The sequence below is a fragment of the Gallintestinimicrobium propionicum genome (genome assembly GCF_025567525.1).
In the GTDB taxonomy this organism is placed as follows: Bacteria; Bacillota; Clostridia; order Lachnospirales; family Lachnospiraceae; genus Gallintestinimicrobium; species Gallintestinimicrobium propionicum.
This window is the reverse complement of record NZ_JAOQJY010000022.1, coordinates 38,003-64,441: the sequence shown is the minus strand read 5'-3', so window position 1 is coordinate 64,441 and position 26,439 is coordinate 38,003. Positions and strand designations below refer to the sequence as shown.

The window sequence follows — 26,439 nt, the reverse complement described above, 5'->3', positions numbered from 1 at the left end:
TACCGGAATATATGGCGCTCATTCTCCGGAATGGTGGCTCTCAAAGTCCGGACAGGTGGCTCAGAGATCCCCGGAATAATCACCTTAATCACGCCGTCTTTCGTTTTTATGGCAATGAACATCATTCTTTGGTTCTTGCTGACTTCCGACGGCTGGCTGCGAAAAAAGCGCTTGCTTCCTCGAGAAATTCATTTTCCTCTTTCAGACGCCGGATTTCTTTGTCCTGATCTTTAACGCGTTTGCGGAGCATGGCAAGCTCCTCAGCAAGACTCATCGCGCTTTCCGGAGTATGTGCACCGTCGCCAATATCCAATGTGCCTGCTCTAACTGCTTTCAGCCATGTGTGGATGGTTCCTTCTGGGATACCTAATTCTTTGGCTGCCTTAGCACCGCCGATTTCTTTGGCAAGTTTGACAGCCTGGATCTTATATTCCTGGTCGTATTTACGTTGGGTTCGTGACATTGAGAGTTCCTCCTTATTCTCTTTTATTATACATGAATTCCTTGAGAATAAGGTGTCAACTTTATTTATACAACATCATTCCGTACCTTGATTGGATTTAATCCCAGCTCATCGGCGATGGCCTGCAAGGACATCTCAGAATCATAAAACGCCACAGCACTTTCCATCTGCTCTTTCAGGTTCTTTCCGGCATCGAACTCCGGCTTCAGCTTTTTTCGACCGCCGCCGGGCTTCCGTGGTTTATATGCTCTTTTCTCTCCCATATTATCCTTTTCTATTTCCATCACAATCTATATGACATCCTTCAAAATATACCGTGTGAACTCCTGAAGTTTCGTTTGTCCACACGGCATGATTTTCTCATGGGCGAAGTCCCTTGACGATAGTCTGAAACTCCTGCTCTGTATCCACAAAGCGGTAAGGTGCGTCTATTGACCCAAATTGTCAACAGATTTCATAATCTTCAGCTGCTGTCATTTCTGCAATCTTTTCAAATTTGATATTCGTCATTTTCCTGTCACCGGCTCTCAACCATATAGTAAGTCCATTTCTTGAATGAAATCGCCCCAGTTAGGATTTTCCTGTTTTTCTCTCGAAGTCAAGTAATACTCATATTTATAAAGAAGCCGCAGTCCATCTTTGGGATACCTGTCCGTGCGATATAAATAGTATATCACATCATACATTTCCAGCAGTTCTATATCATCCAGACCTGTCTTTAATTCGTCTGCCTCACGGATAAGTCTCGTGGGGAGCGTATCGTTCGCTGCAAAATACAAAAATTTCTTCACAGCCATAAAAGACAAAGACTTGACTTCACCACGATCTTTTGCATTATCCAACTGTGGCACATATTGAGAATACTCTGACAGCTTTGAAATATATGTTTCCATCAAAGAGTGTTCAATAGTGGTCAGTTCGGCATCCGAATATACTCGCAATCTTGATGGACTCTCCGTCTGCTTTGCATCAGCATATTCTTTCACTGCACTGGCCACAAGTTCATTATAGACAGATTCGTGAATCGCTAGATTGGGAAATTCTTCAAAAATCGGGTCGAGCCATATTTCGCAGAACTTTGGAAAAGAGATTGCTTTGACTTTTATCCTACTTCTGTCCATTAGTCCGCTTCTATCTGGCGGTATAAAGAAGTTGGCATCCAAAAATACAATTTGCGCAGGATCAGCGAACAGACTTTCTAAGGCTTTGTTTTTATTCCGCGTATCAACTTTCATCTACGCCACCGCCTTCAAAAAGTTCGTCCAGTTCATCAACATCTGCTGCATCCACACTCAAATCAAAGCCAAAGTCGTCCGGCTCTTTTCCAAACAGTTTCAGAATCGACGCAAATTCATCATCTGTCATATCTCCATCTTCATAATTCTGAATGAAAGTTTCCATGACCCATGCTGAAATGTCAGTTCGTTTTGTTATGGTATTCAATTTTTTGTAGTTGTCCGGGGAAATTCCACACAAGATTTTGCTATAAACGCTATTCTCATCCCGATCATCAATCGCAAAAAGCTCCTCAACCTGAGAATCCGTTATATATTTTTCCTCACAAAGTCGCAACACCAACGCCCTATATGGAAGCCACCACTCGCTTTGCAGTCTGGCAATAAAACGCAGCAGTCGTAAATTTGAAACATTTTTCAACTGCGATGTTTCAAATTGCTCAATGATTCGAGATTTCAACACTTTACTGGGCAGCAAAATTTCAGCTGCAAAACGGTCCGCCTTTTTCTCGGTCAACTTATCTTCCTCATCTGCATCTGCATCATACGCCTTACCTGTCTGCGTAATATAATGATACAATTCATGTGCCAATGCAAAAAGCTGTTCATCATAATAAATAGCTGTATTCAGCCCTATAAATATCATCTGGCCTGATTCAGATTCAAAGCGGGTTATATTAGCATCTGTATGAGATTTTTTGCTGGTCGGAAATGGGTATTGGCAAATAGCAATTCCTTCCTGTTCCAACAGCATAAACAATTCACCTGCTATGGGAACATCTATAACGCCAAATTTTTTCCGTTCCTTATCAGCATACTCTTTGATTTGATCGACTTGCAGTTCTGTCAAAGCAATTTCGTTATTCATGGTGCAGTGCCTTTCTCAGCATAATCTGCTGTCTTGCAACAAGCATCATCTCCATCAAATGATCTGCCCCAGCACGTTCTTCCTGTGTCAAATGGGAACCACGGAAAGCAGTAAAAACAGTTGGGTGATTACTTTCAACAAACAATTTTTCCACATTAAAGTTGAGGACTTCCGCCAGCTTTTCAAGCTGTGGAATCGTCGGAATATAGTCCATTCTCTCAATTCGCCCAATCGTATTACGGTTAATGCCCGTCTTTTCGCACAATTGCTCTTGTGTGATGTTTTTTTCTGCTCGATTGTTCTTTACCGTATTTGCCAAATCAATTAGCGAAAGTTTCTTCATGTCAATACCTCCACTATGCCTTTCTCCTAGTGTATGCTTTTCCAATTAGGATGATACCACAAATATCATTTTGTGTCAATTTCCTTGAGTTAAAGCTTGCTTTATACATGCAAATGCTCATTTCAAAATCATTTCTACTCATGGCATCCAGCTGCTCTTTCAGATTTTTCCCGGCATCGTACTATGGCTTCAACTTCTTCCGGCCACCGCCTGGTTTTCTTGTTTTCTTCATTTTACTCATGCAGCTCCAGCGGCAGTCCATCCGGGTCGTGGAAGAAAGTCATCTTCTTGCCGGTGTAATCATCCACGCGGATTGGCTCACATTCAATGCCAACTTCCGCCAACTCTTTCACCGTCTGCTCCACGCTATCAACGCAAAACGCAAGGTGACGCAGCCCACAGGCCTCCGGGCGGTTCACACGCTTCGGTGGGTTTTCCTCAGCGAAAATCTCCAGCTCTGTGTGCTCATTGACACGAAGATCCAGCTTCCAGTCCTTGCGCTCCGGGCGGTAGTTTTCTCTGATGACAGAGAAGCCTAGTTTGTTTACATAAAAATTCTTTGCAGCTTCGTAGTTAGATACGATGATTGCGATGTGGTGTATTTTAGATAAATTCATTTTTCTCACACTCCATTTCTTTTAGTTTTGCCCTTCTTTTATTTTCGTCATAAACTATATAGCAGTCTTCAAAAATTACCGTGTGAACTCCTGGAATTCAGTTTGTCCACACGGCATTTATTTTTCTTGGGTTCTTGTTATTTCAGCTTTTCCAGAATCTCATCCGCACTCATCCCGCTTGCCAGCAGCTTCTTCAGCACTGCTTCTGCTTCAGCCTTCTTTGCTTCTTCAGCGGCCTTAGCATCTGCCTTTGCCTTCTTCGCTTCCAGGGATGCCACTTCTTTTTCGGCCTTCTTAAGAGTAGTCTTCTTCTCCTTCAAATCAGCCTTCCAAGTGTCAATGTTGGCGGTGATGGAAGTGATCTCGGTAGCCAGAGACGCAATAGTCTCCTGCTTCTCTGCGATCTGAGTTGCGTAGTCGGTATGGGTAATTTTGGGGCGGTTTTTGCTGCCTTTCGTTCTGGACATGGGTGATAACCTCTTTCCTTTTTTAGTAGTTTAAGTATAACTCTGTATCAGGGTAAAGGAAATACAACACTGTTTAATGAACTGTTGCGTACTCCGCTCGTAATTGTATCAACTCATTTTCAATATCAGCAACTTCCTTTTGCAAAGCTGTCTCGGTTATATCTATTGCCGGTTGGAAAATATTCATATTTCCTTCAAAATGATTGAACTCGTTCAACAAAGTTTTTCTTGATGTAAAAAGCACCCTATGATTTCTCAATTTTTCCTTTTGTTCTTGTGTCGCACCTGCTGCAGGTCTAAATGCTTTTTGAATAATATCCGTCAACAAAAGAACCTGTCCTTCTGGATGCGGTATGTTGAAAATACTCACAAGTTCATACTCAACCTTCATACGAATATGATAATAAATCAATGTTTGTATTAAAGTATCTGCTAAGAGCGGATATTCTTCTGCATCAATAATATCAAGACCAGAAATTGGAACATTTAATATGTCCGATACAGAGATCACCTCTGTCGGCTCCACCTCATAACCGAATGTCTTTTTATAAACATCGGCTATATCGAGTGATCCGTTTTCAAATCCATGCATCAATCTAGAAAGTTGTCCATATAAATCTTCCGGATCGTTCATGATATGGATATATCCTCGCAAAAAAGGAATCATCGCCATCAAGAAAAGCCTCTTATCATGAATTATCGATGCTAATTTTCCATTTTTATTTTGAAAAAGATTTACCAAATCAGATAAACTAATTAGTATATTTTTTTCATCTCTTTTCACTGGCAGAAATCCATTTCGACCACCATCCATATTATTTAAAATATATAAGTTAAAGCAGTCCTTCATCTGAACATTTAACAAACGAATCAAATCCGTGTTATGGGTTAAAATAATTTGTTTCTTATTTTCGAGAAATTTAATAATACAAAAGGCAATTTTATTTTTGTATACGGAGTCAAAACTCGATATTGGATCATCCAACACAATAAATTCTTGTCCTGAATGCCTCGCAAGAAGAAGTGCAAATGCTAAGGATATAAAATTTTGTTCACCACTGCTTAAATGCATTTCACTTCTATCCATTCCAAGAAGTGCTTGATCATCTAGCATTAGTTTGAAATTGTGATCACTGTCATCATCTCTTGTTATTCTAATATTGCGTCCGATATTCTCACTAATAATTTCTTGAATATAAAGCAGTTCTTCACTGTCCAATGTTGGTTGTGTTTCTAATAAAGACGAATACTCATCCCACCAAGAATACATAGATGTTGGGACAAATATATTAAACAGTGCAACAACCATTTCATCTACTACTTCATTAACATAAGTTAATATTTCTTCTCTTAGACTACTAATTGCCTCCATTTCTCCTGATGCAATAAATGCTAGAACTGTTTTTTTAATTTCAAATGGATCGCTCACTCCTAATTTTGAATCCATAGCTACGTCTTTTAGAAGAGCCTTAGTCTTTGCATCCAAACTTTCGTAAATTCGCTTTCGCCGTTCCTTTTTCCTTTGAAGCAATAAATCTCCATCAATATGATCGTTATCGCAAACAATGCAATTATGCAAATGTTTATATTTTCCAAGAATGTTTATCGCATCATCACTTTGTTCAATTTTTTGCACTTCTGTATTCGCAACAATTTGTACCAAATCAATTTGCGTAAAACGTTCTACAATTTTTGCATTACTTATAACAAATTCTTTTTTCTCACTATTAACAACTTCTAATCTTGGCTGTTTCTGCACATCACGAACATAAGATAAGAACTGCCCTCGATCTATGTTTTTACCTTTTGACTGCTTATTTACTATATCTCTAACAAAAGTATACGCTTCCAGATTTCTCACCTGCATGGCAGTCAGCAAATAATCCGAAACTTTTGTCGTTTTATAGTCATTCTTATATTCAATATTCAGTTCATTGAATGCTTTTTCAAATCCATCTGCTATTTTCTTTTTAAGGGCGTATTCCCGTCTTATGTCCTGCCCTATTAAGTAATCGGATGTTTCTCCTTCTATAACATTACGGCTTATTTGATCTCCAATAGTATGAAACGCCTTTGTTTCCGGCTGAATGGTACAATTATCATTATAGACTGCTTCAAATGATAAGTCTTCTCTTGTTTCCTCATTACCTAAAACAGCTGTTAAAGAACTTTTACCTGTACCATTAGGTGCATATACAACTGCAATTCCTCCCGCAGCATGTGGTTGCTTTTTAAATTCAATTACATTATTCGCAGAGAAACTCTGAAATTCAGGCTGAAATATACTTTGATTTTTTATACTATTAAATTTTAACTTCATAGGCATTCTATATACTTCCTCCTTTGTTTAACTGCAAAATTCAATACTCCATTGCATCTTCGCCGATCATAAGATCGTTGCCTGCTGCTCACCACGGAGAGGTGTGCAAAGTTTCGAGCAGCGTAGGGAGCTTCTGCTCCCACAATTCATGTAATTTCCTCTATGATATTACATGGAGGTGTAAATCACATGAAGAATAAATTATATTGGTTCGATGATAACCGGAATTGGGATGAGCGTCCCACACGGGTACTGTATGAGCTTTTGCTCTCCCCTACCTACCGATGGCCGATGCAAGTGAAAGCTGTATGCTCGTATAAGCAGGGTGCTGAATTTCCACGATGTCCACGGTGCAGAATCACTATGGAGCGTAAGTACCAACGCTTCTGTGACCGGTGCGGCCAAAGGCTGGACGTGGATTTGACGATTGTGAAGTGACGTACATAGGTTGAGACGTACCAGATGAAGACGAGGTGGACAAGGAGTCTAACGCCGACCGAAAGCAAGTGGATGGCTGCGACCAAGAAGATGCTACCAAGATATACTGAAAGCCACAGTCCCCCATGGTTTCAGTATATCACAAGTCTGCAAATAAATCAGCCTTGTATACGCCATCCGCCAACATTTTCTTGAAGCTATCCTTTACAGCTGCGACATCTTCGTGATAGGTCATGCCGTACCAGGTGTCGTTGGTCTTCAGAACCTTCACGGACATCTTTCCCTGCTCCAACAGTTCACCGATGAAGATTGGAATCAGATACTCGGCTTTCTGAGGATTGCTCGGTACTTCTTTCTCGAAGAACTCTTTGAATCCGTCCTCCAACACATCCAGAAAATCAGGAGTCAATCCCCACATATTCATGGATACCAGAGAATTCACATCAACAATTACACCGTCTGCCTCTGCTCCATCAGCAGTCTTTACGATGTTCTTGGTTTCCACAACCTCAGTCAAGTTTCCATTCTCATCCATCTTGCAGATACCGCGAGTCACGCCGCCATTATCGGACAATGTGTTCTTCAGTACAAAACCTGCCATACAGGACTTGCCGCCATTTACCAAATACTCGTGGACTGCTTTGAAACCTTCTTTGCCATAGTAATCATCTGCGTTGATCACAATGAACGGGGTATCAATCACTTCCTTCGCTGCAAGCACAGCCTGACCAGTTCCCCACGGCTTTGTCCGGCCTTCCGGAAGTTCTCCCGGAATATCGTTGATATCCTGAAATGCGTAGTTCACAGTTACATCATGAAAAGAGCAAATGGAGGCAATGCGATGAACTCCTTCTCGATATCCTTACGGATGATAAATACCACATGATTGAAACCAGCTTCAATCGCATCATGGATTGAATAGTCCATGATGATATGGTTTGCATCATCGACCGGCTCCAACTGTTTTATTCCTGTTCCAAATCGGCTGCCGATTCCGGCTGCCATGATAAGTAATGTTGTTTTCATAATCTCTCCTTAATGTGCTCGTGCTGCTTTAATTGGGCATACCTTAATGCACTGATAGCAGCGAACACATTTACTTTCATCTATCTGTGGATATTCAAAGCCTTCTTCGTCTTCCACCATAGATATAGCTTCTTTCGGGCAGATGGCATAACAGGCCGTGCAACCACAGCATTCTTCTTTTCTTTTATATATTACTGGAATTTCTCTTTCCACCTTTTACCACCAACTTCTTGATTTTTTTCTTAATCTTTCTCAAGAATGATTTAGCATCATTCTTGAACCCAATGCCACCGTATTTCTTGGCAACATACTCAAATGACTTGTTTTCAAAGTCACTCCAAAACTGATCTCTATTTTCCGGTTTCGGAAATGGAGCTTTAAGAGGCGGCTGCAAACTATCTTCCAGCTTTGTCGGCTTCCAAATCAGCATCTCTTTTACTTTTTCAAAATCCCTTTCACCAGCTTCATTATTTACCAACACCAGCGAAACACCTTTGTTATCATCAAATTCAGGAGCTGCTTTTTCGATACCCCAGTAGTCCGCAATTGTAATATCACCGGGATGCATCACCGACTTATAAGGGCATTCATAGCAACTTGGCCGTAATATTGTATGTCCATAGAAGAGCTCTTTGAATACCCGGCTGCTTGTAAATTTTCCATTTTCAAAATGAAACGTTTCCACATGGTCATGCCATCCAAAATCTTTTTTATTACGAAAGTCTACGCTTGCAATTTTAGAATGGTTTTTCTTCTCTTGCCAACACAGATATGCGTCCCATACTTTTTTACTTGGCACTCCGTGACAGACGATATCCACACAGAACAAATTATCATACTCTTTTCCAAGGTATTTTTTCAATCCTGCCACCTGACAAGAAGTTCCAGAAAAAAGCACACTTCTCTGTGCGTCAAGATCTACCTTCACATTTTTGAATGTATCACCCAACCTACTCTGAATATATTTAGAGCCTCTCATCCGATTGCGTTCTTCCGTACTATCAGCGCGAATATGTACGGCATTGAAATCATCCGTCAAAACACATCCGTAAATTACACCGCCGATGGACAATACTTGATCAGACAGGGCCGTAAAAATACCACCCGATCTGGAAGCTGCTCTTGTTGCTTCATCTTTATGTTTTACTGCATATACTTTAGGCTGCTTCCAGTTCATTATGCTGCCCTCCTTTCGGAGTAATCAGCATAACAGGGACTACTTTCTGTGTACCCCCCCCCCTCAAAATTTTGAGGAGTTTATTCTTTACTTTTGTTTTCATTGGAACTGTTCCATATTTCTTCATAACGAAATCAATTCCTTTCCTTTGATAATTGCTCCAGAACTCTTCTCTTTGTTCAGATTTCTTGGTCGGTGCTTCAAGGTTCGCCTGCCAACATTGTGTTGTGTTGCTTAATCTATAATCCAAATCTCCTTGAATTTTTTCAAACAGTTCTTCTCCTCGATTTGTATGAATCAAGAATAGCGAATTGCCGTTAGGGTCATAGAAGTCTGGAATCGTATCCTCAATATGCCAGAAATCGCCAATGGTCATATCTGTTTTTCTTTCTGTGGTGGCATACGGACATTCATAACAGGACGGTCGCAATGCACACCGATTATAAAACACTTTCACATAATCTTTAATCGGCTTCTCTGCTCCATTAACTTTCACATAAGCTGTTGGGGATTTCCAACCATTTCGCTTATCTTTGAATGTGAGATAAGTTATCTTGCCATCCTTCTTCTGAATCAACTCTGCATATTCTCTCCACAGCTTTGGGCTTGGTGAGCCATGACAGATAATATCTACTATGTACACTCGGTCACGGATTTCTTTTATTTCGCTGAACTTCCGAAATCCATCAGCCTGGCACCCCATGCCGATAAAGAGTAACTCTTTTTCTGGGTTCTCCATCAGCCAACGATAGGCTTCCCGATAAATATCACCGGGCTTGCTCTGCATATATTTTGAACTTTTTGCTCTTTCACGTTGCTTTTCATCCAGAATCATCTGAAATTCAGTCATATGATTCTCATAGTTATAGATTGCTGCCACCACTGCATTGTCATTTTTCAGGAAAAAGTCAGAAAGTGCAGTAAATGCGCCGCCAGAAGAACTGCTCATCAAGGCAGATTTGTCTTTTAACCTTCCTGCATATACTATTGTATCTATCAAATCCACCATAAGCTGTTCCTCCTGTGTATTATTTGCTTTTTATTGCCATCTTGACCTTTTGTAGAATGATAAGAAATACAAGTGTTGCACAATAAACCACAATCGGTGCAATGCATCTGTAAATCGATTTTATGCCGAGTTTACCAGTTACGATTGAAAAGACCGTAATAAAAATCGGATGAATAATATAAAGCCATGTGGAATATTTTCTTCCAATTACAGTCAATTCCTTATTATTCCAATTGCTCTTGAGAGCATACACAAAGAGACAGATTGCCAAGGAAGTCGTACTCAGGTAATGATCTCTTGTTGCATTCAATCCAGCACTCACCAAAACAAATCTTTCTGCAAGACTGGTTATTGTAAAAACTACAATCAGCACCTGAAGTATTTTTCTATTCCATTTTTCAGAGCACCGTTTTTCTCTGATGAGGTTTCCAATACAAAAATACGGTATTCCTACACATAGGAAATTTCTGACCAGTATGTACGGAAACTCCTGATGAAAAATGAGCAGCGAATACTTTCCAAACGCTAGGTCTGCAATAAGCAGTACCGGCGTCAGATAGTAGAGCAACTTTCTGCAGTTCGGCTTGTCCACCAGTAAAACAATCACTAGCACATAAAGAATTGCTCCTAAATACCAAAGGTGTCCAGCCAATGGTGATTCATTCAAAGCTAAAAACTCAATTATGTTTTTACCAGTAAAAATAGACCGAATATAGGCTACTATGTTCTCCCCTCTGAGGACATTGAGTGCAATATTCCAGATAAAGAAAATCATATTTGCTTCTATAATCAAGCCGCCTATTTTCTTGATTTGATGCTTTTCCTTATGCCGTGCAACAGTATCCGAATAGAAGTACCCCGTAATCATAAAGAAAACGGGAACTGCTACTCTGGTCAGTGTCGTAAAATATGCACCGACTTTTCCTGGAAACGGAACATGAATACAAACAATTAAGAAAGCGCATAATGCTTTCAAAATGTCAATATTATCTGCTCTGCTCTGCTCTGCTCTGCTCTGCTCTGCTCTGCTCTGCTCTGCTCTGCTCTGCTCTGCTCTGCTCTGCTCTGCTCTCAAAATTGTCGCTCCTTTTCTTATTCATTTCAACTCCTTATTTTCCAAGACGACTTTTTACTAAATTCACGCCAGATTTCAGCATGTCCACATTCGTCAGCATTGCATAAATTGCTGTGATGCAGAGTGCAACAAACTGGATTATCTTATTCCCGCAGTAGTATGTTCCAATCAGCATGCCACCAATGAGAACACTACCGACAATAATTGGCTTCCGAATCTTCATATGTACGGTCTTGTTTACATCAATATAACGAATGACAAACATCGAAAGGAATGCAACCAATGTGGAAACAGAAGCTGCAAACACCTGAATCTTGTTAATTAAAATCAGGTCTACTGTAATATTGATAATTGCCGCTGAAATAGAGGTATAAGCTATCTTCTTTGCATTTTTTTGAGCCACATAAACGCAACTATATAATCCAACCAATACCCGGAAAAGCATCGCATACATCAAAATCAAGATCTGATTATACGCAGCATCATACTTTGTATTAATCAGTATCGGAAATATAAACGGCATGCATGCAACAATACCGAAGCATGCCGCTGCAAACAGCTTAAAGAGTGATGTCATCGTTTCTGTTAAAAACTCATCTCTATCTTCGTCGCCGTAGTGCAAAGATACTGTCTCAGTCCAGGACAAATTCAAAATATTATAGAAGTTAATAAATACATTAGGGAACTTATTTGCTATAGAATAAATACCATTAGCCGCAGTTCCTAAAAAGTGTGCAATTATTGTTCTGTCTGATGCATTTACAACCCACCAAGCCAAGTTGTTCGGAATCAGTGGGATAGAATAAGTACTGACTCTTTTGAATACTTTTGGCTGAATACGCTTAACAGAAAAATATTCCCATGCCTTAGACGCAACCACCAAGTATAACAGAGTCAGAAATTGCGCAACCAGGGTGGACATAAACAGTCCTTGAAGCCCCATTTTCAAAAAGACCAACGCAATTACATTTAAAACTGTTGTTGCTGAAGCTGATATAAATGAAGCAATTGTGTATTTGACACTATATCCCAATCCTCTAACAAATTGAAGGAACAATGCCGTGTAGACATGCAACACTACATACAACAACAAAAAGTATGCATTTTCAATTTTCAAAAATGGCTCTACGCAAATGAAAAGAATGATATAAACAATGCTTTGTACTGTACTAGACAGCAACAATGTAGAAAACAGCTTTTCCTGTTCTTCTTTGTTTCCACGGTGATCCAGCATAAATCGGAATAATCCCTGATCCAGCTGCCAGTTTACCAATGGAAGTAATAATGTTGAATATGTTACTAATAAATCAAACGTGCCATACTCTTCCGTTGACAAAATTGCCGTATATAAAGGAAGAAGGAAAAAACTGATGCACTGTGTGCACAGCTTTCCCACTGTAAGTATGGCCGTATTTTTTGCTAATTCTGTTTTACGACTCATTAGTTAGTGTCTCCTATAACAAGTTCTGCCTTAATATAGTTACGCAATATCAAGGCAGAACTAACTTATTTTAATATTCTGTCAATGTAATCCAGTGACTTTTTACGTTCATTATTCAATAGTGAATTCACTGCATTCCATTCAATTTCTGGTATAAGCGTTTCATTTTCAGTTTTTCCTTTTACAAGCCCGCATTTATGCAACTTAAAAATGTCAAGAATATTAAGAACCCTGTCTTTTCTTTCAATTTCCGTTTCCACATAAAAAGGCGTGTTCAAAATAATGGAAAAAGCTGTAGCATGAAACGAATTCGTTACAACACATTTTGCACCTGCGATCCATTGTAAGAATTCTGCTGGACCGACAGCTCCAATGTGCTTCACATCACGATATTTAAACCATGTTTCCTGATCCCACAGCATTAAGAGCTCATACCCTGTTTCTTTGCTTAGTTTTTTTGCAAATCTCAATGCTGGTTCAGCTGTTTTACTATATCCCATCTTAAAGAAAAGGATATAATCTTTTTTTACTGGCTTTGCAGCTAATTGCATCCAGCTATTTTTCGGTGTAAGAAAAACTGGATCTAACACCACTTCTATGTTTTTTTCTTTCATTCTCTGTTCAAGAGCCGTTTTTGACGCGCTTTCTCGCACAGAAATATGTCTAAATTCTTGGAGGCACTGAATCATCTTATTTGATTCTTTCAATGAAAAATCTGCGCCACCCGTACTTGCTGCATATGCCACTTTTTTTACAGAGGCATCAATTTCCGGCAAGAAATAATGCATATCATATTTTGTAAGATTATAGTTCCAAACCTGATCTGAGCCTACAACAATTTCATCAAGGGAATTGCAAATATTCTTAAAGTCATTTTCACTCAAACACTGTTTTGAGCAAACTATGTTTTCTTCCCTGAAAGCTTGGAATTTTAAATTACGTTTAATTTTATCCGGAATCCGCAAGGCACTTTTAATAATTGCTTTTGGATGGTTATCTTTGAATGGACTGATTGAGTAATCTTTACGAATAAACTCCGGCTCATAGTCTATCAGCTCACATTCCACGTTTCCGCGTTCCATAATTGTTTTTTGCAAGGACACAGCCTGCAGTAATGCTCCAAAATTGTTTGCAGAATGAAAAGTTAATATACCAACCCTGTTCATACGATTGCACCTGCAAATTCTTTTTCACATCTATCCAACACAGCCGCAATTACCTGATCCATGTCGTAGTACTTATACTCGCCAAGACGACCGCCAAAAATCACCTTGTTTTCTGCGTCTGCCAGTTTCTTGTACTCAGCATAAAGCAAGCCGTTCTTAGCATCATTAACCGGATAATACGGCTCATCTCCCGATTTCCACTCGCTGCTGTACTCACGGCTAATAATGGTCTTCGGCAAATCATTACCGTCCTCGTCCTTACCAAACTCAAACCATTTATGCTCAATGATGCGAGTCCACGGAGTTTCACGGTCGGTATAGTTCACCGCGGCGTTCCCCTGAAAATTAGACTTGTCCAAGGTTTCCGTTTCAAAGCGAACAGAACGGTATTCCAGCGTACCCAGCTTATAGTCAAAATAAGCATCAATCGGTCCAGTGTATACAACCTTATCAGCCAATGCATCCAACTCATCCTTGTTCTCCAGATAGTCTGTGTTCAAACGAACCTCGATGCCATCCAGCAGATTAGCAATCATCTTGGTATAGCCGCCAACAGGAATTCCCTGATAAAGAGCATTGAAGTAGTTGTTATCGAAAGTAAGACGAACAGGAAGGCGCTTGATAATAAAGGATGGTAACTCCTTGCAGTCGCGTCCCCACTGCTTTTCAGTGTAGCCCTTAATGAGCTTCTCGTAGATGTCACGACCAACTAGCGAGATGGCCTGTTCTTCGAGATTCTGCGGCTCACCAGTAATCTCCTTGCGCTGTTCCTCGATTTTGGCGGCAGCTTCCTCCGGAGTCACAACACCCCACATTTTATTAAAGGTATACATGTTGAAGGGCAGCGAGTACAGCTCGCCCTTATAGTTAGCCACAGGACTGTTGGTAAAGCGATTGAATTCTGCAAACAGGGTGATGTAATTCCATACTTTTTTGTTGTTAGTATGGAAAATGTGGGCACCGTACTTGTGAACGTTGATGCCCCCAACATTCTCTGTATAAATATTACCTGCAATGTTCGGACGCTTATCTACTACTAAAACAGATTTTCCATGAGCCTTGGCTTCATGTGCAAAAATAGCTCCGTAAAGGCCAGAGCCGACTACTAAGTAATCATACGTATTTTTCATCCCTTGTTCTTCCCTTCTTTACCACATTAATATAAAACGACAATGATGCTGCAACGCATATTATATAAAAATGGAATGTACGATCATAAATCATATTACCCGTCAGTCCGTAAATTAAACAAAAAATTTGAATTGCAAATGAAGTCACTAAAACTGGTCGATATGCGTTGTATTCCTCATCATAATTCAATAGCTGAATGTTCTTAAATGTAATTATAACCGAACTCACTGCAGAGATAACAAAAATTGAAAATCCAATTATTCCGGTTTCGGCCAACAACTCCAAATATATATTATGACACCCTGTCGTTGCATCTACTATTGAAGATGCCAAACTTGAGTAGCGAATTCCAAACCAGCCAATTCCCATTATTGGATGTTCCAAAAATGTTTGCCATGCATATGTCCACATTGAAATTCGAGTCAGACTTGATGAATCCGTTCCAACATTTTGAATCTTTAAAAGTGTATCTCCCAATTGCGGAATCATTTCAGTAATAACTGGCCCAACAATTAATAAAATCACCACCACGAGCATCAATCTAAATGTTTTTTGAAAAACTTTTGCCGGATTAATTGCATAATAAGTCAGAATTACTGCTGCAATTCCAAACATCAAATGTGCTCTTTTTGTTGTAAGAAGTAATGCTCCTATTGAAATTACTGCTAAAATAGCTATAATCCTTTTTTTCTTTTTTTCTACATCAGATAGCAGGCTTGCTATTAAAGCAAGACAAACTATCGTAATATATGTACCATTTTGTGAATAGTGATCCGCAATGCCTGCTCTATATCCATATGCGCCATAATATGTTCCCGGCTGGTATGCTTTATAGGTCAACCCTATAAATTTTTCATATAAACCATTATTCAAAAAAAACAGCCATGTAAAAAGCACATTGAAGCACCCAACTAGAACTATTAATTGAGGAATATTTTTTATCCACTGTTCACTATACATCCCCACAAATACTATTGAAAGACATAAAACAATTCTTAAAGTGTTCAAATGTGTTCCTGCGGCAAGTTCCTTATTGTTAACAAGAACAACAGCAATATATAATATCCACAATAAGTAAATGTCCTGTTTCTTAATCTTTCTATTTAAATATACAAAAGCTCCTAATGACGACAGCCCAAGAACTGTAAACCTAATATCAGAGATTAAAACCTTTGATAACAAAGCCCAGTAGTTTGCTTCTATAAGAATTAAAATCACTGTAAACTCTGCCAATGTATTTCTACTAATTTTCAAGTTCACTGTTGTTCACCACCTCACCATCTTTTCAGGTTATATAAAGGAATAATAAATCCTGTTTTATACATTAATAATTTTAGCTTGTATTTGCCTTTTATATGACTTAAGTTCAATGCTTCAGTCCAAACACTACTTTGCATTAGTTTTCGGATGGATTTCATTTTTTCCTGCATCGTCAAATTCAGTTCTTCCGCAAGATAATATTTAAAAACAATCTGCTTTAATTTTATGAACAGCCAATCTCTATATGCATTGCAAATTTCTTCTTCATCTACTCTGCTAATAATAGGCGTTATTTTCTTTATTGCCTTTGTAATAGCTTTTTCTATACTAGAACTAAATTTGTTCATCACACTATATTCATTCTGAATATAATAATACCAATAATTATCTACAATACAGATTCTTGCATTCTCAATTAATTTAAGCGCCCAGAGTGTATCTTCCGCAATTGAAAGTTCCTTATCAAAAGGGATTTTCAATGCCGTTTCTTTTCTAATCAAATGTGCCCAGCATCCCTCAAAATTAAACATCCATCCATCTTGGTTTCTTCCCCAGCTGCCGCAATTTTTCTTAAATATATGTTTTGCGTACTCTTGACGTAATTTCTCATCATCCAAACATAGCATTCTCCCTGTTCCGGGGTTTACTATAACGTCCATATTTTTAGCGTCACTTCTGTTAGTCTGCAGGATTCTTCCAATTGCCACATCACTATTTGTTTCAGTTATTGTTTGATATGCACTTTCCAGCGCATTGGAAGTAAACAAATCATCCGCATCGGCAAATAACACATAATTTCCATTTGCCTTTTTTACTCCATAATTTCTAGCTTCGGAAACGCCTTCATTACATTTATGATAAACACTAATCTTTTTGTCTTTAACTGCGAGATCATCTAAACACTCGGCTATAGCAATCTTGCTGCCATCATCGACAATAATAATCTCATAATCCGTAAAAGTTTGAGTCTTTATGCTTTCCAGACAGCTCTTAACATCCTGTATTTCGGTATTATATACAGGTATAATAACACTGATTTCCATATTTTATTTCCTTAAGTCATTTTCAAACAACCTTTTATTAAGGTATGGACGCGATGAATGCAATCCAACTATCTTAGCTGGTGCCCCCGCAACCGTTACACCGTTTTCTGTTACAGATTTATTCACGACTGAATTTGCCCCAATTATAACATCATTTGCAACTTGGATTTCTTCAAACACCTTAGCTCCTGTACATATGTATACATTGTCCCCAATAGTCGGTCCCCCCCCTTGAATCTCCAATATTTACGCCTTCTTGAATTCTACAATTTTTACCGATTCGTGCTCTTCCATTAACCGTAATCGTACCCCAATGAGATATATAAAGTCCTTCCCTAAATGTATTAATAGGTATTGAAAATCCAAGCCTTACGCTACTCCGATGAAAACGGAATCTAATCCACTCTTTGTATATTTTCCAAAACAAGCCATTCTTACAATTAGTAATGTACTCTCTCTTGCGAAGCAACCGCTCCCAGCGCCACACATCATCTGTTCCCAATCGAGGTCTTTTAACATTGTCTGGAATTCCTAATGCTAATTTGTCCTGTTCTAAATAGTATTTATAATCTTGCAAAGACTGTATCATTTTGTTCTCCCAGCGCCATTCCTATTTGCTCGCAATGATTTGTTCGTCCGTTGTACCATAGTAAGAATTTATTGTTTTCTTCATCAAGTACAATTGAAGGTTTATACACTGCATGACTATCCCACTTTCCTCGTTCTGGACTAAGAATTGGGTTACTTTTTGAATAGATCCAATTTGAAATTCCATCATCGGAATATGCAAGACAAATTCTGGCTACATTAATATTTTGATATGCTATGTAAGCCATGCAATACCGTCCATCCTTCATCCTAACCACATCGCAGGCTCCTACTTTGGCTTTCTGATATAAAAAATCAGCATTTGATGACATGACTGGTATTGGGTTTTTCTTCCAATGTATTCCATCGGTGCTTTCTGCATAGGCAATCACATCCGGTTCATAGCTTTCTCCTGCTGCATACCACATTTTAAACATATTACTGCAGTCATCATACATCACACACGGGTTCATGACAGATTTCTTTTCAAATTCCAGTTCAGGTTTAATAACTGGATTGATTTCATATCTGTCGTACTTTCTCCCGTCTGCACTTGTCGCAAGCCCAATGTAACTTTTACCCTCGCTTTGACCTGTATACCATAAATACCAACGACTATTCCGATGCAAAAAACACGCGCGATTCACATCTTTTTCCCATTCGCTAGTTGGTATTCCAGTTATCGCCACACCTATCTTTTTCCATAAAGTACCTTCAATAGACTCATAAAGCTCAACTGATTTAGTACGCCGATTTGAAACACCCATCATATACTTTCCATTAATTCGTCGAACAAATGGGTCAAATAAGCTCCCACCGTGTTCATCACTTAGCACGGGATTATTCTCAAACTTATTCCAGCCTATTCCTGTTCCATCAAAATCGTACGCATGCTTTTGATTTATAGTTCTCGTTATTTTTTTTTCAATTCGACTTAATAAATCATTGTGCATTTTATTTGTCCTCAGCAATTTGTCTAATCACATGAATATAATTTTGAGTAAAATATTCAACTGTGAAATTATTATCAAATATCTCTCGATTACACTTGCCTAGTTTTTCGATATCTAATTTATTCATTTTCTTCAAATGGTTAATAGATTTAATAGCATCTTCAACCGTATCATAAAAAGATAAGCCACTTTTTTCAAATTTTTTGAAATATTTATTACCACCTGTGTTGCTCAATACCACAGGAACTCCCAGTGAAAGTACTTCAAGCAAAACCAAGTCAAAATAAGTTTCATGATTGGGAAGAACAAAAACATCTGAAGCAGCAATTAAAGAATGCGGATCATTCGTCCAACCCACCTCAATCCAGTGTGAATTATCCAATCCTTTCATCGGTTCCTCTTTGCCAGCAATCAAAAAATATGTATTCTGGTTATTGAGAAGTTTTTCTCCCATCTTCTTTAAATCTGCATAACCCTTAATTTCATTATGTCTTCCAACATAAGAAACCACAAACGCATCTTCCGGTATATGATATTTTTTTCTATATTCGGCTCTCGTAATTCTTGCACTGCATCCAACTATACCCGTTGGTAAATACAAGATTTTTTTATTTTTTCGAATGGAAGCATACTCGTTCCAAGTATGATAATAAGGCTCTTCAGCCTCCTCACAAGGAAAAACAACATAATCTGCACGTTTAAATGCAAATTCATCCATTTCAATTAATCGATCAATCGGTCTTTTCAGTAACCGGTAATCTATCGGATTCAACTTTCCAATTCGTTCCTGATTATACACACACGGAGAATGTGAGGTTAAAATCACTTTTCCGGTATAGGTTTCCAGAAATTCTCTATTACGATACATATCTTCTGTCCAATGAAAGTGTATCATATCGTATTCTTTCATTGTGCTATCTACAGGTATTTTCTTTTTTAATAATTGTGTGTCTTTTAAAGCTCTCCGCAACTCGAGAATTCGCTTTGGCATTTTCTTTTTAAGCCCAGTGTTTTCTTCGAGTGTCATAGAGCCATTATTATAAAAGTCTATCTCCAAGTCACTATCTTTATAATTAAAATCCTTCAACCCATTCCAAAGATTATAAAGATATCCAGCTGGTCCTCCAGATGGTTTGAGTTTCCTTTCCGGAAAATAAATTAAAAGCTTCTTCATTTCCTTACCTTTCTTATTGCCAAATTACAACTTCTGTACGGCATTTTTGTCCAAACAATTTGTGTGTTCTTTCTACTGCACCTAAAAGTTTCATCGCTTCATCAAAGCTTCCGCCATTATTCAGCATCCAATTAGCAGTTTTCCCCGAAAATTTTATTCCATTTTTCTTTCCAATTGGCAGATATTTATACAGTTGCATTATCGCTTTATTAGACTCGCAAAATACCGTTCCAAAATTTGGTGCACTGTTATCTTGCTTCTTTTTACATAATTCTAAACGTTCTTTTCTTAGGGCCTCACTAGTTTCTAAGGATGTCTTATTAAATTTGAATCTAACAGCCAATACGATTGCATCACTATGCTGAAAATTTGACATTCTATAAGAGAATTTACAATCTACTTTCTCCATCCAGTAAACCTGTCCCCTGCAGAATACTTTAACACTCTCAATATAGTCACTGATGCACTTATTAAAACTCTTTCCTCGTCCCGCATTCATGACTACAGCACCACCAACTAATCCCGGGACAGAGTACAAATACTCTATACCACCATATCCATCAGCGTTGATTGTCTTAATTAATTTCTGTAATCTGACAGAAGCTCCTACAATATAAGTACCATTTCCTTTATCTTCAATTGTCGAGCTGAATTCTCTAAGATTTACAACACTATCAAACACACGCGTATTGATAATAATGTTTGACCCACCCCCTATAAAGTACTGAGGATGCTTGTCTTGAATCAAATTTATGAGTTCATCTTCTGTTTCAGGAGTGTATAATTTACTGGCCGTGCCTCCCATTTTAAATGTCGTCAATTTTTTTAGGTCCGCATTGTTATCTATTTTCATTAATCCACACTCTTTCTTCGATCTGCAATTACTTCACCAAGTGTTACAAAAAAACTCTCGGCACATCTTCTCTCTTTATCCAATCCACAAGAAATTCTATTTTTAATTGTTGACGACATCTTCATACTCAAGCACTCATCTATTTTATTCATGAGCATGGTCCAATCTACACTCTCCGAGTTTACGGTTGAAAAATAAAAATCAGACAACTTCATTCTTTCAAGTGCATCAGATATCTTATTGGGCATCCCATCTATTGATTTCTCAGCACTGACAGCTATAACAGGGGTTCTATTAAGTAATGAAAACATTGTACCGTGAAAATATTTTGATATTGTCAGCTGAAACAATCCAAATATGATACTCCACTCTTGTGGTGTCAAATCAGCAACATACGGAATGTCTGCATATTTATTGTAAGAGTATAATGATACTGTTTGATACTTTTCTCCGTATTTTTCCTTAATCTTTTTTGCAAGTTGTGCTCTAAAGTTTCCATTCAAATTCGACATCATAAATGCAATTGTCGGCTTATTTGGATCAAAACGATACTTCTTTTTCAGTTTGTCAATCAATGCTTTTCTATCAATTGGACTCAAATCTCCCGCAAGTAACGACGGATCACAATTATGATATACTTTAAGTTCAGGTGCTGCATACTTCACAAGCATCTCTGTCTGAGCATCTCTAACTCCAATATATTTAAACGCGCTAAATGATTTTTTTAAATACTCCTTTTCACTTGACGCAATATCTGAAAAGCTTGAAACAGCAAGGCCATTGCACGAGGCTGCATATGACATAAGTGTACTTGATTCACACCCTATTAAAAAATACGGATTAGGAATTCCTCTTTTGCTAAAATTCCATACCGCATCGCTTCCACTAATCAAAATGTCGTACTTTCCATTTATATTCTTCATCACCATTTCATAATCATCAGATATTATTTTTTTATCCGATAATGGAAGTTCGTCCCACCCCTTTTGGAAAGCCTTATACATTTCAATTCTTTCTCTTAAATGAATCAGACTCTCTTTTCCTCTATAAAGGGTAATCATCTTATAGTAGCGATTCATCTTTTTTGACATATAGTCTACAATTTCCACACTCACATCTGGAAATCTTTTTTTTATCTCTTCCGCAAGATAGTAAGCTTGCATCACTGCACCATAATTTAAACTTCTATGATAAGTTAGTATTCCAACTTTGACCATGTTTTCATTCCTCTCGGTTCCAAGCAAATTCTCATTGAACAATAAATGTATCTGATTTTGTGGTAAATTTTTGAAGAGCTTTTTTAGTTATAGCCATTCCCTTATAAATGGGATTTTTTGTATACGACTCAAAACGATTGGCATAATATTTCATATTTTCTTGACCGGACAAATCAGAAAGAACATTTAATAGCGCAATGTCCAAATCATGGTAAGCTGGACTCGCAATCGTTCCAACCAAATCATACATTGACCAATAACCGCAATCATATTTATCTATTTTTGTTGCCATTGTTTTGCAGGATTTATCGAAAATCCCTTTAATCTTTACATTTCCTGTCGCAATATAATAATCATATAAGCCAAACAATGCAAAAGCCCAACCATTTAACACCGAGCTAACTTTTCCGTTTTCTGGAGGATATTTTTCAAAGGAAATATCCTCACCTTTCTCAATCATCGTTCCTCCATTTATTACAGGCGTAACCATAAAATCAATAGCCTTTTTTGCGCTATTCAAAAATCTTTGATTACCAGTCTTCAAATATGCACGGAGCATTATAGAAGCACCTTGTCCCTGTGCCATACAGGAACTGTTATCCCTATAACTACCCATTGATGATCTTGCATCCCATTTCCCACTAACTTCTTGCCTATCATAAAGATACTCCGCTAATTTAAGAAATATCTGTAATTTATCGTAGTCATTATTAAGAAGGAATAAGTCGTAGCACCCCAAAGCATATTGCGAAATTGTAACCAATGAGTATACTTTTTCTCCTGATGACATCAAATTGTACGGGATACCATTAGAATCAAGTAAAGTCGCTGGTGTCACTTTATTAGTCAAATCATTATAGTATCCTTTAATTTCATTTTTTTTGTAACAACGACCAATGCCTTGTTGAACCGCTGCTGCACTTGTTCCTAAAATAATTTTCGTCCAGCGTTTTAACATTGGAATAATCTGTTTTTTTTCCATAATTCCCTCAACTATTATTGCTTATCTCATAAATCTTTTTTGCGAAATCTGTATAGTTTTTTTCAGCGTTATATTTTTTCTCCCAGAGCTCGCGTGCAGCAATCCTACGCTTGCGATACGCCTCTTCCGATTCGTTCAAAAGCAATTCTATTTTTTTCTGTAGTGCCCCTTTTTCGAAGTCTTTGTCTAATAAGAATCCATTTTTCTGTTCTTTATCAATTATTTCCGCAGATCCGCCTACATCTGTGGCTATTACAGGAATACCAAAACTACTAGCCTCCATTAGACTAACCGGAAGCCCTTCTGAATAGCTTACATTAACAAATACATCAACCTTATTTGATTTATAATAATCATAGACCTGTTGATTCTGCATTCCACCCAGAAATTCGAAATCAATGTTCTTCAGTTTTTCCTTTGCATATTCCCTAATTGAATCATAATACTTTGTCTTTCCTTCTACTCCCCCACCGATATGCGTCCAAAGGATTCTTTTATCGCCTTTTTTCACAAGCGCTAAGTCATCTATTAATCGTTCAAGTCCCTTTACTTTTACCACACGTGAACATGACACTATGTGAAACTCCCCATTACCGCGCTTTGGTGAGAGTCCATAATCCCTTGTTCCAAGATAAGCAGTTTCAATCACAGATTCAATATCTTGATATCTTGTTTTTAAATGCATTGTCCCATTATCTGAGCATGGAAAAACATAATCTACTTTATTTAAAAGGTATTTTCTAAAAGGCAAATAATTTATTTTATTAGCATCTTCATATATGTCATATCTATGTGCTCGCGAAATCACTGTTATTTTCCCAGAATAATTCATTTCCTTTTTTATGTACTCTTTTAGCCTTACAGCAACCGTAGCATTAGCAAAGAACCAATAACTATATATAACAATCTGATCATAGTCAGAAAAATTTTGCTGCTTCAAGATTTCTATCGCTTCATTTTCCAGCCTAACACACCTTGATTCAAAGTTACATAAAAAGCATCGCTGTATTAAATCGAGTTTTCTTGTTGCATATTCTTCAGATTCACTTGTATCCGGTTTTAATAAATGTAAAGGTGAAGCAAACAAGTCTTTCAGACGCATGCTTTTTCTGCTTCCCGTTGCAGTAATATAAGCTTCTGTTTTTTCTGGCAATGCTCTTGTCATCGCCTCCCCCTTACTGACATCTTGAGCCAAAACCATTATTTTATCATAATACGGAGTATGCTTATTAATCTCGCTCTCTAAAAAAGGCTCCCCGAAGGCATATGGATATTTTCTTGTCAAGATAATCAGTAATTTTCTCATTCTTATTAGTTCCCCTTAATGTATATTCGCTTCCACACTGCAAGAAAAGCATATCTCACAAAACAGTAACAGCTAAATGGCAGTGACAGCTTTTCAATATCTCTATACAAGCTCCAAACGCCTTTTACTGCTTTAATCTTATTACTACTCAAAGAGTTTTCTGCTCTACGATATTCTGCAAGGACTTCATCCAGCCCATAGCACTTGTATCCAGCTTTTAATACCTGAAGCCATGTTGCCGCATCCTGTCTCCGACGAATATCTGGCATAACAAGATATTTTTTATCAACAATACTTGTATCTACCATAATACCAACTGTCTGTAACAAGTTATTCGTCAAGAATCCCACATAATCTACTGACGGTAGCATGTGTACTTCTTTGTTTAGTGTATTTCCCTCATCATCAATAACCTCGTAGGATGCGCAGGAAAAACCACACTTATGCTCATTCATAAATTGAATTTGTTTTTCAAGTTTTGACGGTTTCCATATATCATCCGCATCCAAATAAGCAACATATCTTCCCGTAGCCTCATTAAGCGACCGATTTCTTGCCTTTGCAGCGCCGCCATTTGTATTCTGCTTCAAAATACGTACACGCGGATCTTTTTTTGAAATTTCCTGTACAATCTTAACAGTATTATCTGTAGAACAATCATCTACAATAATCATTTCCCAGTTCGAATAAGTTTGATTTTGAACAGATTCGATTGTCTTTTTTATATACTTTTCACTATTCCATGAAGGAGTTATAATTGAAATTTTATCTTGCATGTTCTCTCCACACTCTACTTATTAATCTCTACCAAACAAATCTCTGGTGTAAACCTTATCCTTCACATCATCCAGACACTTGTCATAGCGGTTTGCTATGATGGCGTGGCTCATTTCCTTGAACTTATCCAGATCATTAACCACTACTGATCCAAAGAAAGTCTCACCATCTTTCAGGGTCGGCTCGTAGATGATAACCGTTGCACCCTTTGCCTTGATGCGCTTCATAATACCCTGGATAGAACTCTGACGGAAGTTATCGCTGTTGCTCTTCATGGTCAAGCGGTACACACCGATGGTCACAGATTTTTCCTGTTCCTTATCGTACTCGTTATCCTCGTCATAACCATAATAACCAGCCAGCTTTAGGACTCGGTCAGCGATGAAATCTTTACGAGTTCTGTTGCTCTCGACAATAGCTTCGATCAGATTCTCCGGCACATCTGCATAGTTAGCCAGCAGCTGCTTGGTATCCTTGGGCAGACAGTAGCCGCCGTAACCGAAGGACGGATTATTGTAGTGGCTGCCAATACGAGGGTCAAGGCATACACCGTCGATAATCTGCTGGGTGTTCAAGCCCTTGCTCTCTGCATAGGTGTCTAATTCATTGAAATAAGCAACACGCAGAGCCAGATATGTATTGGCAAACAGTTTGACTGCCTCTGCCTCGGTGAAGCCCATGAACAGGGTGTCGATGTTCTCCTTGATAGCACCTTCCTGCAGCAGACCAGCAAACTCGTGTGCCGCCTCAACCAGACGCTCATCGTTCAGATCAGTGCCAACGATGATACGAGAAGGATAAAGATTATCGTACAGTGCTTTGCTTTCTCTTAAAAATTCCGGGCTGAAGATGATGTTCTTGCTGTTGAACTTCTCACGCACGGAAGCGGTGTAGCCCACAGGGATCGTGGACTTAATAACCATGATGGCGTTCGGGTTATATTCCATGACCAGCTTAATCACAGCTTCGACCGCAGATGTGTCAAAATGCTGGGTGTGGCTATCGTAGTTGGTAGGTGCAGCGATTACAACAAAGTCCGCATCGGAGTATGCAGCCTTTGCATCCAGCGTTGCGGTCAGGTTCAATTCTTTCTCTGCAAGGTATTTTTCAATATAATCATCCTGAATCGGAGACTTTCGATTGTTAATCAGCTCAACTTTCTCCGGAACAATATCAACTGCGGTTACCTGGTGGTGCTGGGAAAGCAAGGTGGCAATGGATAATCCCACATAACCAGTGCCCGCAACGGCGATTTTGTAATTCTTCATGTTATTTCCTCCTCCGTCCCTCATCGGGCATATCCTCTAATTTTCTATGTACACATCCATATGGATGGCATTTCTCTCTAATTTCCACTGTGTGATAACCACACTCGGCTAAGTGTTTTCTTATACTGTCGTATCCAACTACCCCAGCAATCATATTTCCCTTGTTTTCTACTTCATAAAACATCCGTTGAGTACACTCGTCTCTATTTCTCTATAGCCGAAGTGTTGCTTTATATAATCGA

General features: G+C 38.4%; 27 protein-coding genes and 1 pseudogene. 1 reads left to right on the top strand and 27 read right to left on the bottom strand.

What is annotated here, in order from left to right; all coding sequences use genetic code 11:
• Nucleotides 1-121: 121 nt before the first annotated feature.
• From OCV62_RS14615 to OCV62_RS14580, 8 genes are all read right to left on the bottom strand, one after another.
• Complete coding sequence (locus tag OCV62_RS14615; protein ID WP_006855988.1) at nucleotides 122-463, bottom strand: transposase; 342 nt, start codon at nucleotides 461-463, stop codon at nucleotides 122-124.
• A 65-nt stretch (nucleotides 464-528) separates the two neighbouring features.
• Complete coding sequence (locus OCV62_RS14610; RefSeq protein WP_262587560.1) at nucleotides 529-750, bottom strand: hypothetical protein; 222 nt, start codon at nucleotides 748-750, stop codon at nucleotides 529-531.
• A 240-nt stretch (nucleotides 751-990) separates the two neighbouring features.
• Nucleotides 991-1,698 carry a hypothetical protein gene (locus tag OCV62_RS14605; RefSeq protein WP_262587558.1) on the bottom strand — a complete coding sequence of 236 codons (708 nt, stop codon included), beginning with the start codon at nucleotides 1,696-1,698 and terminating at the stop codon, nucleotides 991-993.
• On the bottom strand, nucleotides 1,688-2,566 hold the full coding sequence (locus OCV62_RS14600) for an ImmA/IrrE family metallo-endopeptidase (RefSeq protein WP_262587556.1): 879 nt from the start codon (nucleotides 2,564-2,566) through the stop codon (nucleotides 1,688-1,690). Before OCV62_RS14600 ends, OCV62_RS14605 begins: the two co-directional genes overlap by 11 nt.
• Complete coding sequence (locus OCV62_RS14595) at nucleotides 2,559-2,909, bottom strand: helix-turn-helix transcriptional regulator (protein ID WP_262587554.1); 351 nt, start codon at nucleotides 2,907-2,909, stop codon at nucleotides 2,559-2,561. The genes OCV62_RS14600 and OCV62_RS14595 overlap by 8 nt, the downstream gene beginning before the upstream one ends.
• A gap of 233 nt (nucleotides 2,910-3,142) precedes the next feature.
• On the bottom strand, nucleotides 3,143-3,526 hold the full coding sequence (gloA2, locus tag OCV62_RS14590; RefSeq protein WP_262587552.1) for an SMU1112c/YaeR family gloxylase I-like metalloprotein: 384 nt from the start codon (nucleotides 3,524-3,526) through the stop codon (nucleotides 3,143-3,145).
• 137 nt (nucleotides 3,527-3,663) lie between these two features.
• Complete coding sequence (locus tag OCV62_RS14585; protein WP_262587551.1) at nucleotides 3,664-3,993, bottom strand: hypothetical protein; 330 nt, start codon at nucleotides 3,991-3,993, stop codon at nucleotides 3,664-3,666.
• Nucleotides 3,994-4,066: 73 nt separating this feature from the next.
• A complete protein-coding gene (locus OCV62_RS14580; RefSeq protein ID WP_262587549.1) occupies nucleotides 4,067-6,319 on the bottom strand; it encodes an AAA family ATPase in 2,253 nt (750 codons plus the stop codon).
• A gap of 183 nt (nucleotides 6,320-6,502) precedes the next feature.
• Between OCV62_RS14580 and OCV62_RS14575 the strand changes: the two genes are divergently transcribed.
• Complete coding sequence (locus tag OCV62_RS14575; protein ID WP_262587547.1) at nucleotides 6,503-6,751, top strand: hypothetical protein; 249 nt, start codon at nucleotides 6,503-6,505, stop codon at nucleotides 6,749-6,751.
• A gap of 139 nt (nucleotides 6,752-6,890) precedes the next feature.
• Here OCV62_RS14575 and OCV62_RS14570 read toward each other — a convergent pair.
• The 19 genes and pseudogenes from OCV62_RS14570 to OCV62_RS14480 all read right to left on the bottom strand — a co-directional run bounded on the left by OCV62_RS14570 (nucleotide 6,891) and on the right by OCV62_RS14480 (nucleotide 26,197).
• Nucleotides 6,891-7,777, bottom strand: a pseudogene (locus tag OCV62_RS14570) (sugar phosphate nucleotidyltransferase).
• Nucleotides 7,778-7,786: 9 nt separating this feature from the next.
• Entirely contained in the window at nucleotides 7,787-7,990 is a 204-nt protein-coding gene (locus OCV62_RS14565; protein ID WP_262587545.1) for a 4Fe-4S binding protein, read from the bottom strand.
• Nucleotides 7,962-8,954, bottom strand: coding sequence for a Coenzyme F420 hydrogenase/dehydrogenase, beta subunit C-terminal domain (locus tag OCV62_RS14560; RefSeq protein ID WP_262587543.1), 993 nt, complete (start codon nucleotides 8,952-8,954; stop codon nucleotides 7,962-7,964). Before OCV62_RS14560 ends, OCV62_RS14565 begins: the two co-directional genes overlap by 29 nt.
• Entirely contained in the window at nucleotides 8,935-9,963 is a 1,029-nt protein-coding gene (locus tag OCV62_RS14555; protein WP_262587541.1) for a Coenzyme F420 hydrogenase/dehydrogenase, beta subunit C-terminal domain, read from the bottom strand. Before OCV62_RS14555 ends, OCV62_RS14560 begins: the two co-directional genes overlap by 20 nt.
• Nucleotides 9,964-9,982: 19 nt before the next feature.
• Nucleotides 9,983-11,038, bottom strand: a complete 1,056-nt coding sequence (locus OCV62_RS14550; RefSeq protein WP_262587539.1) for an acyltransferase family protein — start codon at nucleotides 11,036-11,038, stop codon at nucleotides 9,983-9,985.
• Between the two features lie 34 nt (nucleotides 11,039-11,072).
• Complete coding sequence (locus tag OCV62_RS14545; protein ID WP_262587537.1) at nucleotides 11,073-12,479, bottom strand: lipopolysaccharide biosynthesis protein; 1,407 nt, start codon at nucleotides 12,477-12,479, stop codon at nucleotides 11,073-11,075.
• A gap of 65 nt (nucleotides 12,480-12,544) precedes the next feature.
• Nucleotides 12,545-13,645, bottom strand: coding sequence for a polysaccharide pyruvyl transferase family protein (locus tag OCV62_RS14540; RefSeq protein WP_262587535.1), 1,101 nt, complete (start codon nucleotides 13,643-13,645; stop codon nucleotides 12,545-12,547).
• Entirely contained in the window at nucleotides 13,642-14,775 is a 1,134-nt protein-coding gene (glf, locus tag OCV62_RS14535) for a UDP-galactopyranose mutase (protein WP_262587533.1), read from the bottom strand. The genes OCV62_RS14540 and glf overlap by 4 nt, the downstream gene beginning before the upstream one ends.
• Nucleotides 14,759-16,036, bottom strand: a complete 1,278-nt coding sequence (locus tag OCV62_RS14530) for an O-antigen ligase family protein (RefSeq protein WP_262587531.1) — start codon at nucleotides 16,034-16,036, stop codon at nucleotides 14,759-14,761. Before OCV62_RS14530 ends, glf begins: the two co-directional genes overlap by 17 nt.
• A gap of 14 nt (nucleotides 16,037-16,050) precedes the next feature.
• Nucleotides 16,051-17,079 carry a glycosyltransferase family 2 protein gene (locus OCV62_RS14525; RefSeq protein WP_262587529.1) on the bottom strand — a complete coding sequence of 343 codons (1,029 nt, stop codon included), beginning with the start codon at nucleotides 17,077-17,079 and terminating at the stop codon, nucleotides 16,051-16,053.
• A gap of 3 nt (nucleotides 17,080-17,082) precedes the next feature.
• Nucleotides 17,083-17,259: a hypothetical protein gene (locus OCV62_RS14520; protein ID WP_262587527.1), complete on the bottom strand. Its 177-nt coding sequence runs from the start codon at nucleotides 17,257-17,259 to the stop codon at nucleotides 17,083-17,085.
• Between the two features lie 383 nt (nucleotides 17,260-17,642).
• Nucleotides 17,643-18,620: a glycoside hydrolase family protein gene (locus tag OCV62_RS14515; protein WP_262587525.1), complete on the bottom strand. Its 978-nt coding sequence runs from the start codon at nucleotides 18,618-18,620 to the stop codon at nucleotides 17,643-17,645.
• A 1-nt stretch (nucleotide 18,621) separates the two neighbouring features.
• Complete coding sequence (locus OCV62_RS14510) at nucleotides 18,622-19,794, bottom strand: glycosyltransferase family 4 protein (RefSeq protein ID WP_262587523.1); 1,173 nt, start codon at nucleotides 19,792-19,794, stop codon at nucleotides 18,622-18,624.
• Nucleotides 19,795-19,807: 13 nt separating this feature from the next.
• Nucleotides 19,808-20,647: a UDP-N-acetylmuramate dehydrogenase gene (locus OCV62_RS14505; RefSeq protein ID WP_262587521.1), complete on the bottom strand. Its 840-nt coding sequence runs from the start codon at nucleotides 20,645-20,647 to the stop codon at nucleotides 19,808-19,810.
• Complete coding sequence (locus OCV62_RS14500; RefSeq protein ID WP_262587519.1) at nucleotides 20,647-21,864, bottom strand: polysaccharide pyruvyl transferase family protein; 1,218 nt, start codon at nucleotides 21,862-21,864, stop codon at nucleotides 20,647-20,649. Before OCV62_RS14500 ends, OCV62_RS14505 begins: the two co-directional genes overlap by 1 nt.
• Nucleotides 21,865-21,895: 31 nt before the next feature.
• A complete protein-coding gene (locus OCV62_RS14495; protein WP_262587517.1) occupies nucleotides 21,896-22,846 on the bottom strand; it encodes a D-glucuronyl C5-epimerase family protein in 951 nt (316 codons plus the stop codon).
• A 7-nt stretch (nucleotides 22,847-22,853) separates the two neighbouring features.
• A complete protein-coding gene (locus OCV62_RS14490) occupies nucleotides 22,854-24,152 on the bottom strand; it encodes a glycosyltransferase (RefSeq protein WP_262587515.1) in 1,299 nt (432 codons plus the stop codon).
• 5 nt (nucleotides 24,153-24,157) lie between these two features.
• Nucleotides 24,158-24,928: a glycosyltransferase family 2 protein gene (locus OCV62_RS14485; RefSeq protein WP_262587514.1), complete on the bottom strand. Its 771-nt coding sequence runs from the start codon at nucleotides 24,926-24,928 to the stop codon at nucleotides 24,158-24,160.
• Nucleotides 24,929-24,949: 21 nt separating this feature from the next.
• Nucleotides 24,950-26,197 carry a nucleotide sugar dehydrogenase gene (locus OCV62_RS14480; protein WP_262587512.1) on the bottom strand — a complete coding sequence of 416 codons (1,248 nt, stop codon included), beginning with the start codon at nucleotides 26,195-26,197 and terminating at the stop codon, nucleotides 24,950-24,952.
• Nucleotides 26,198-26,439: the final 242 nt, after the last annotated feature.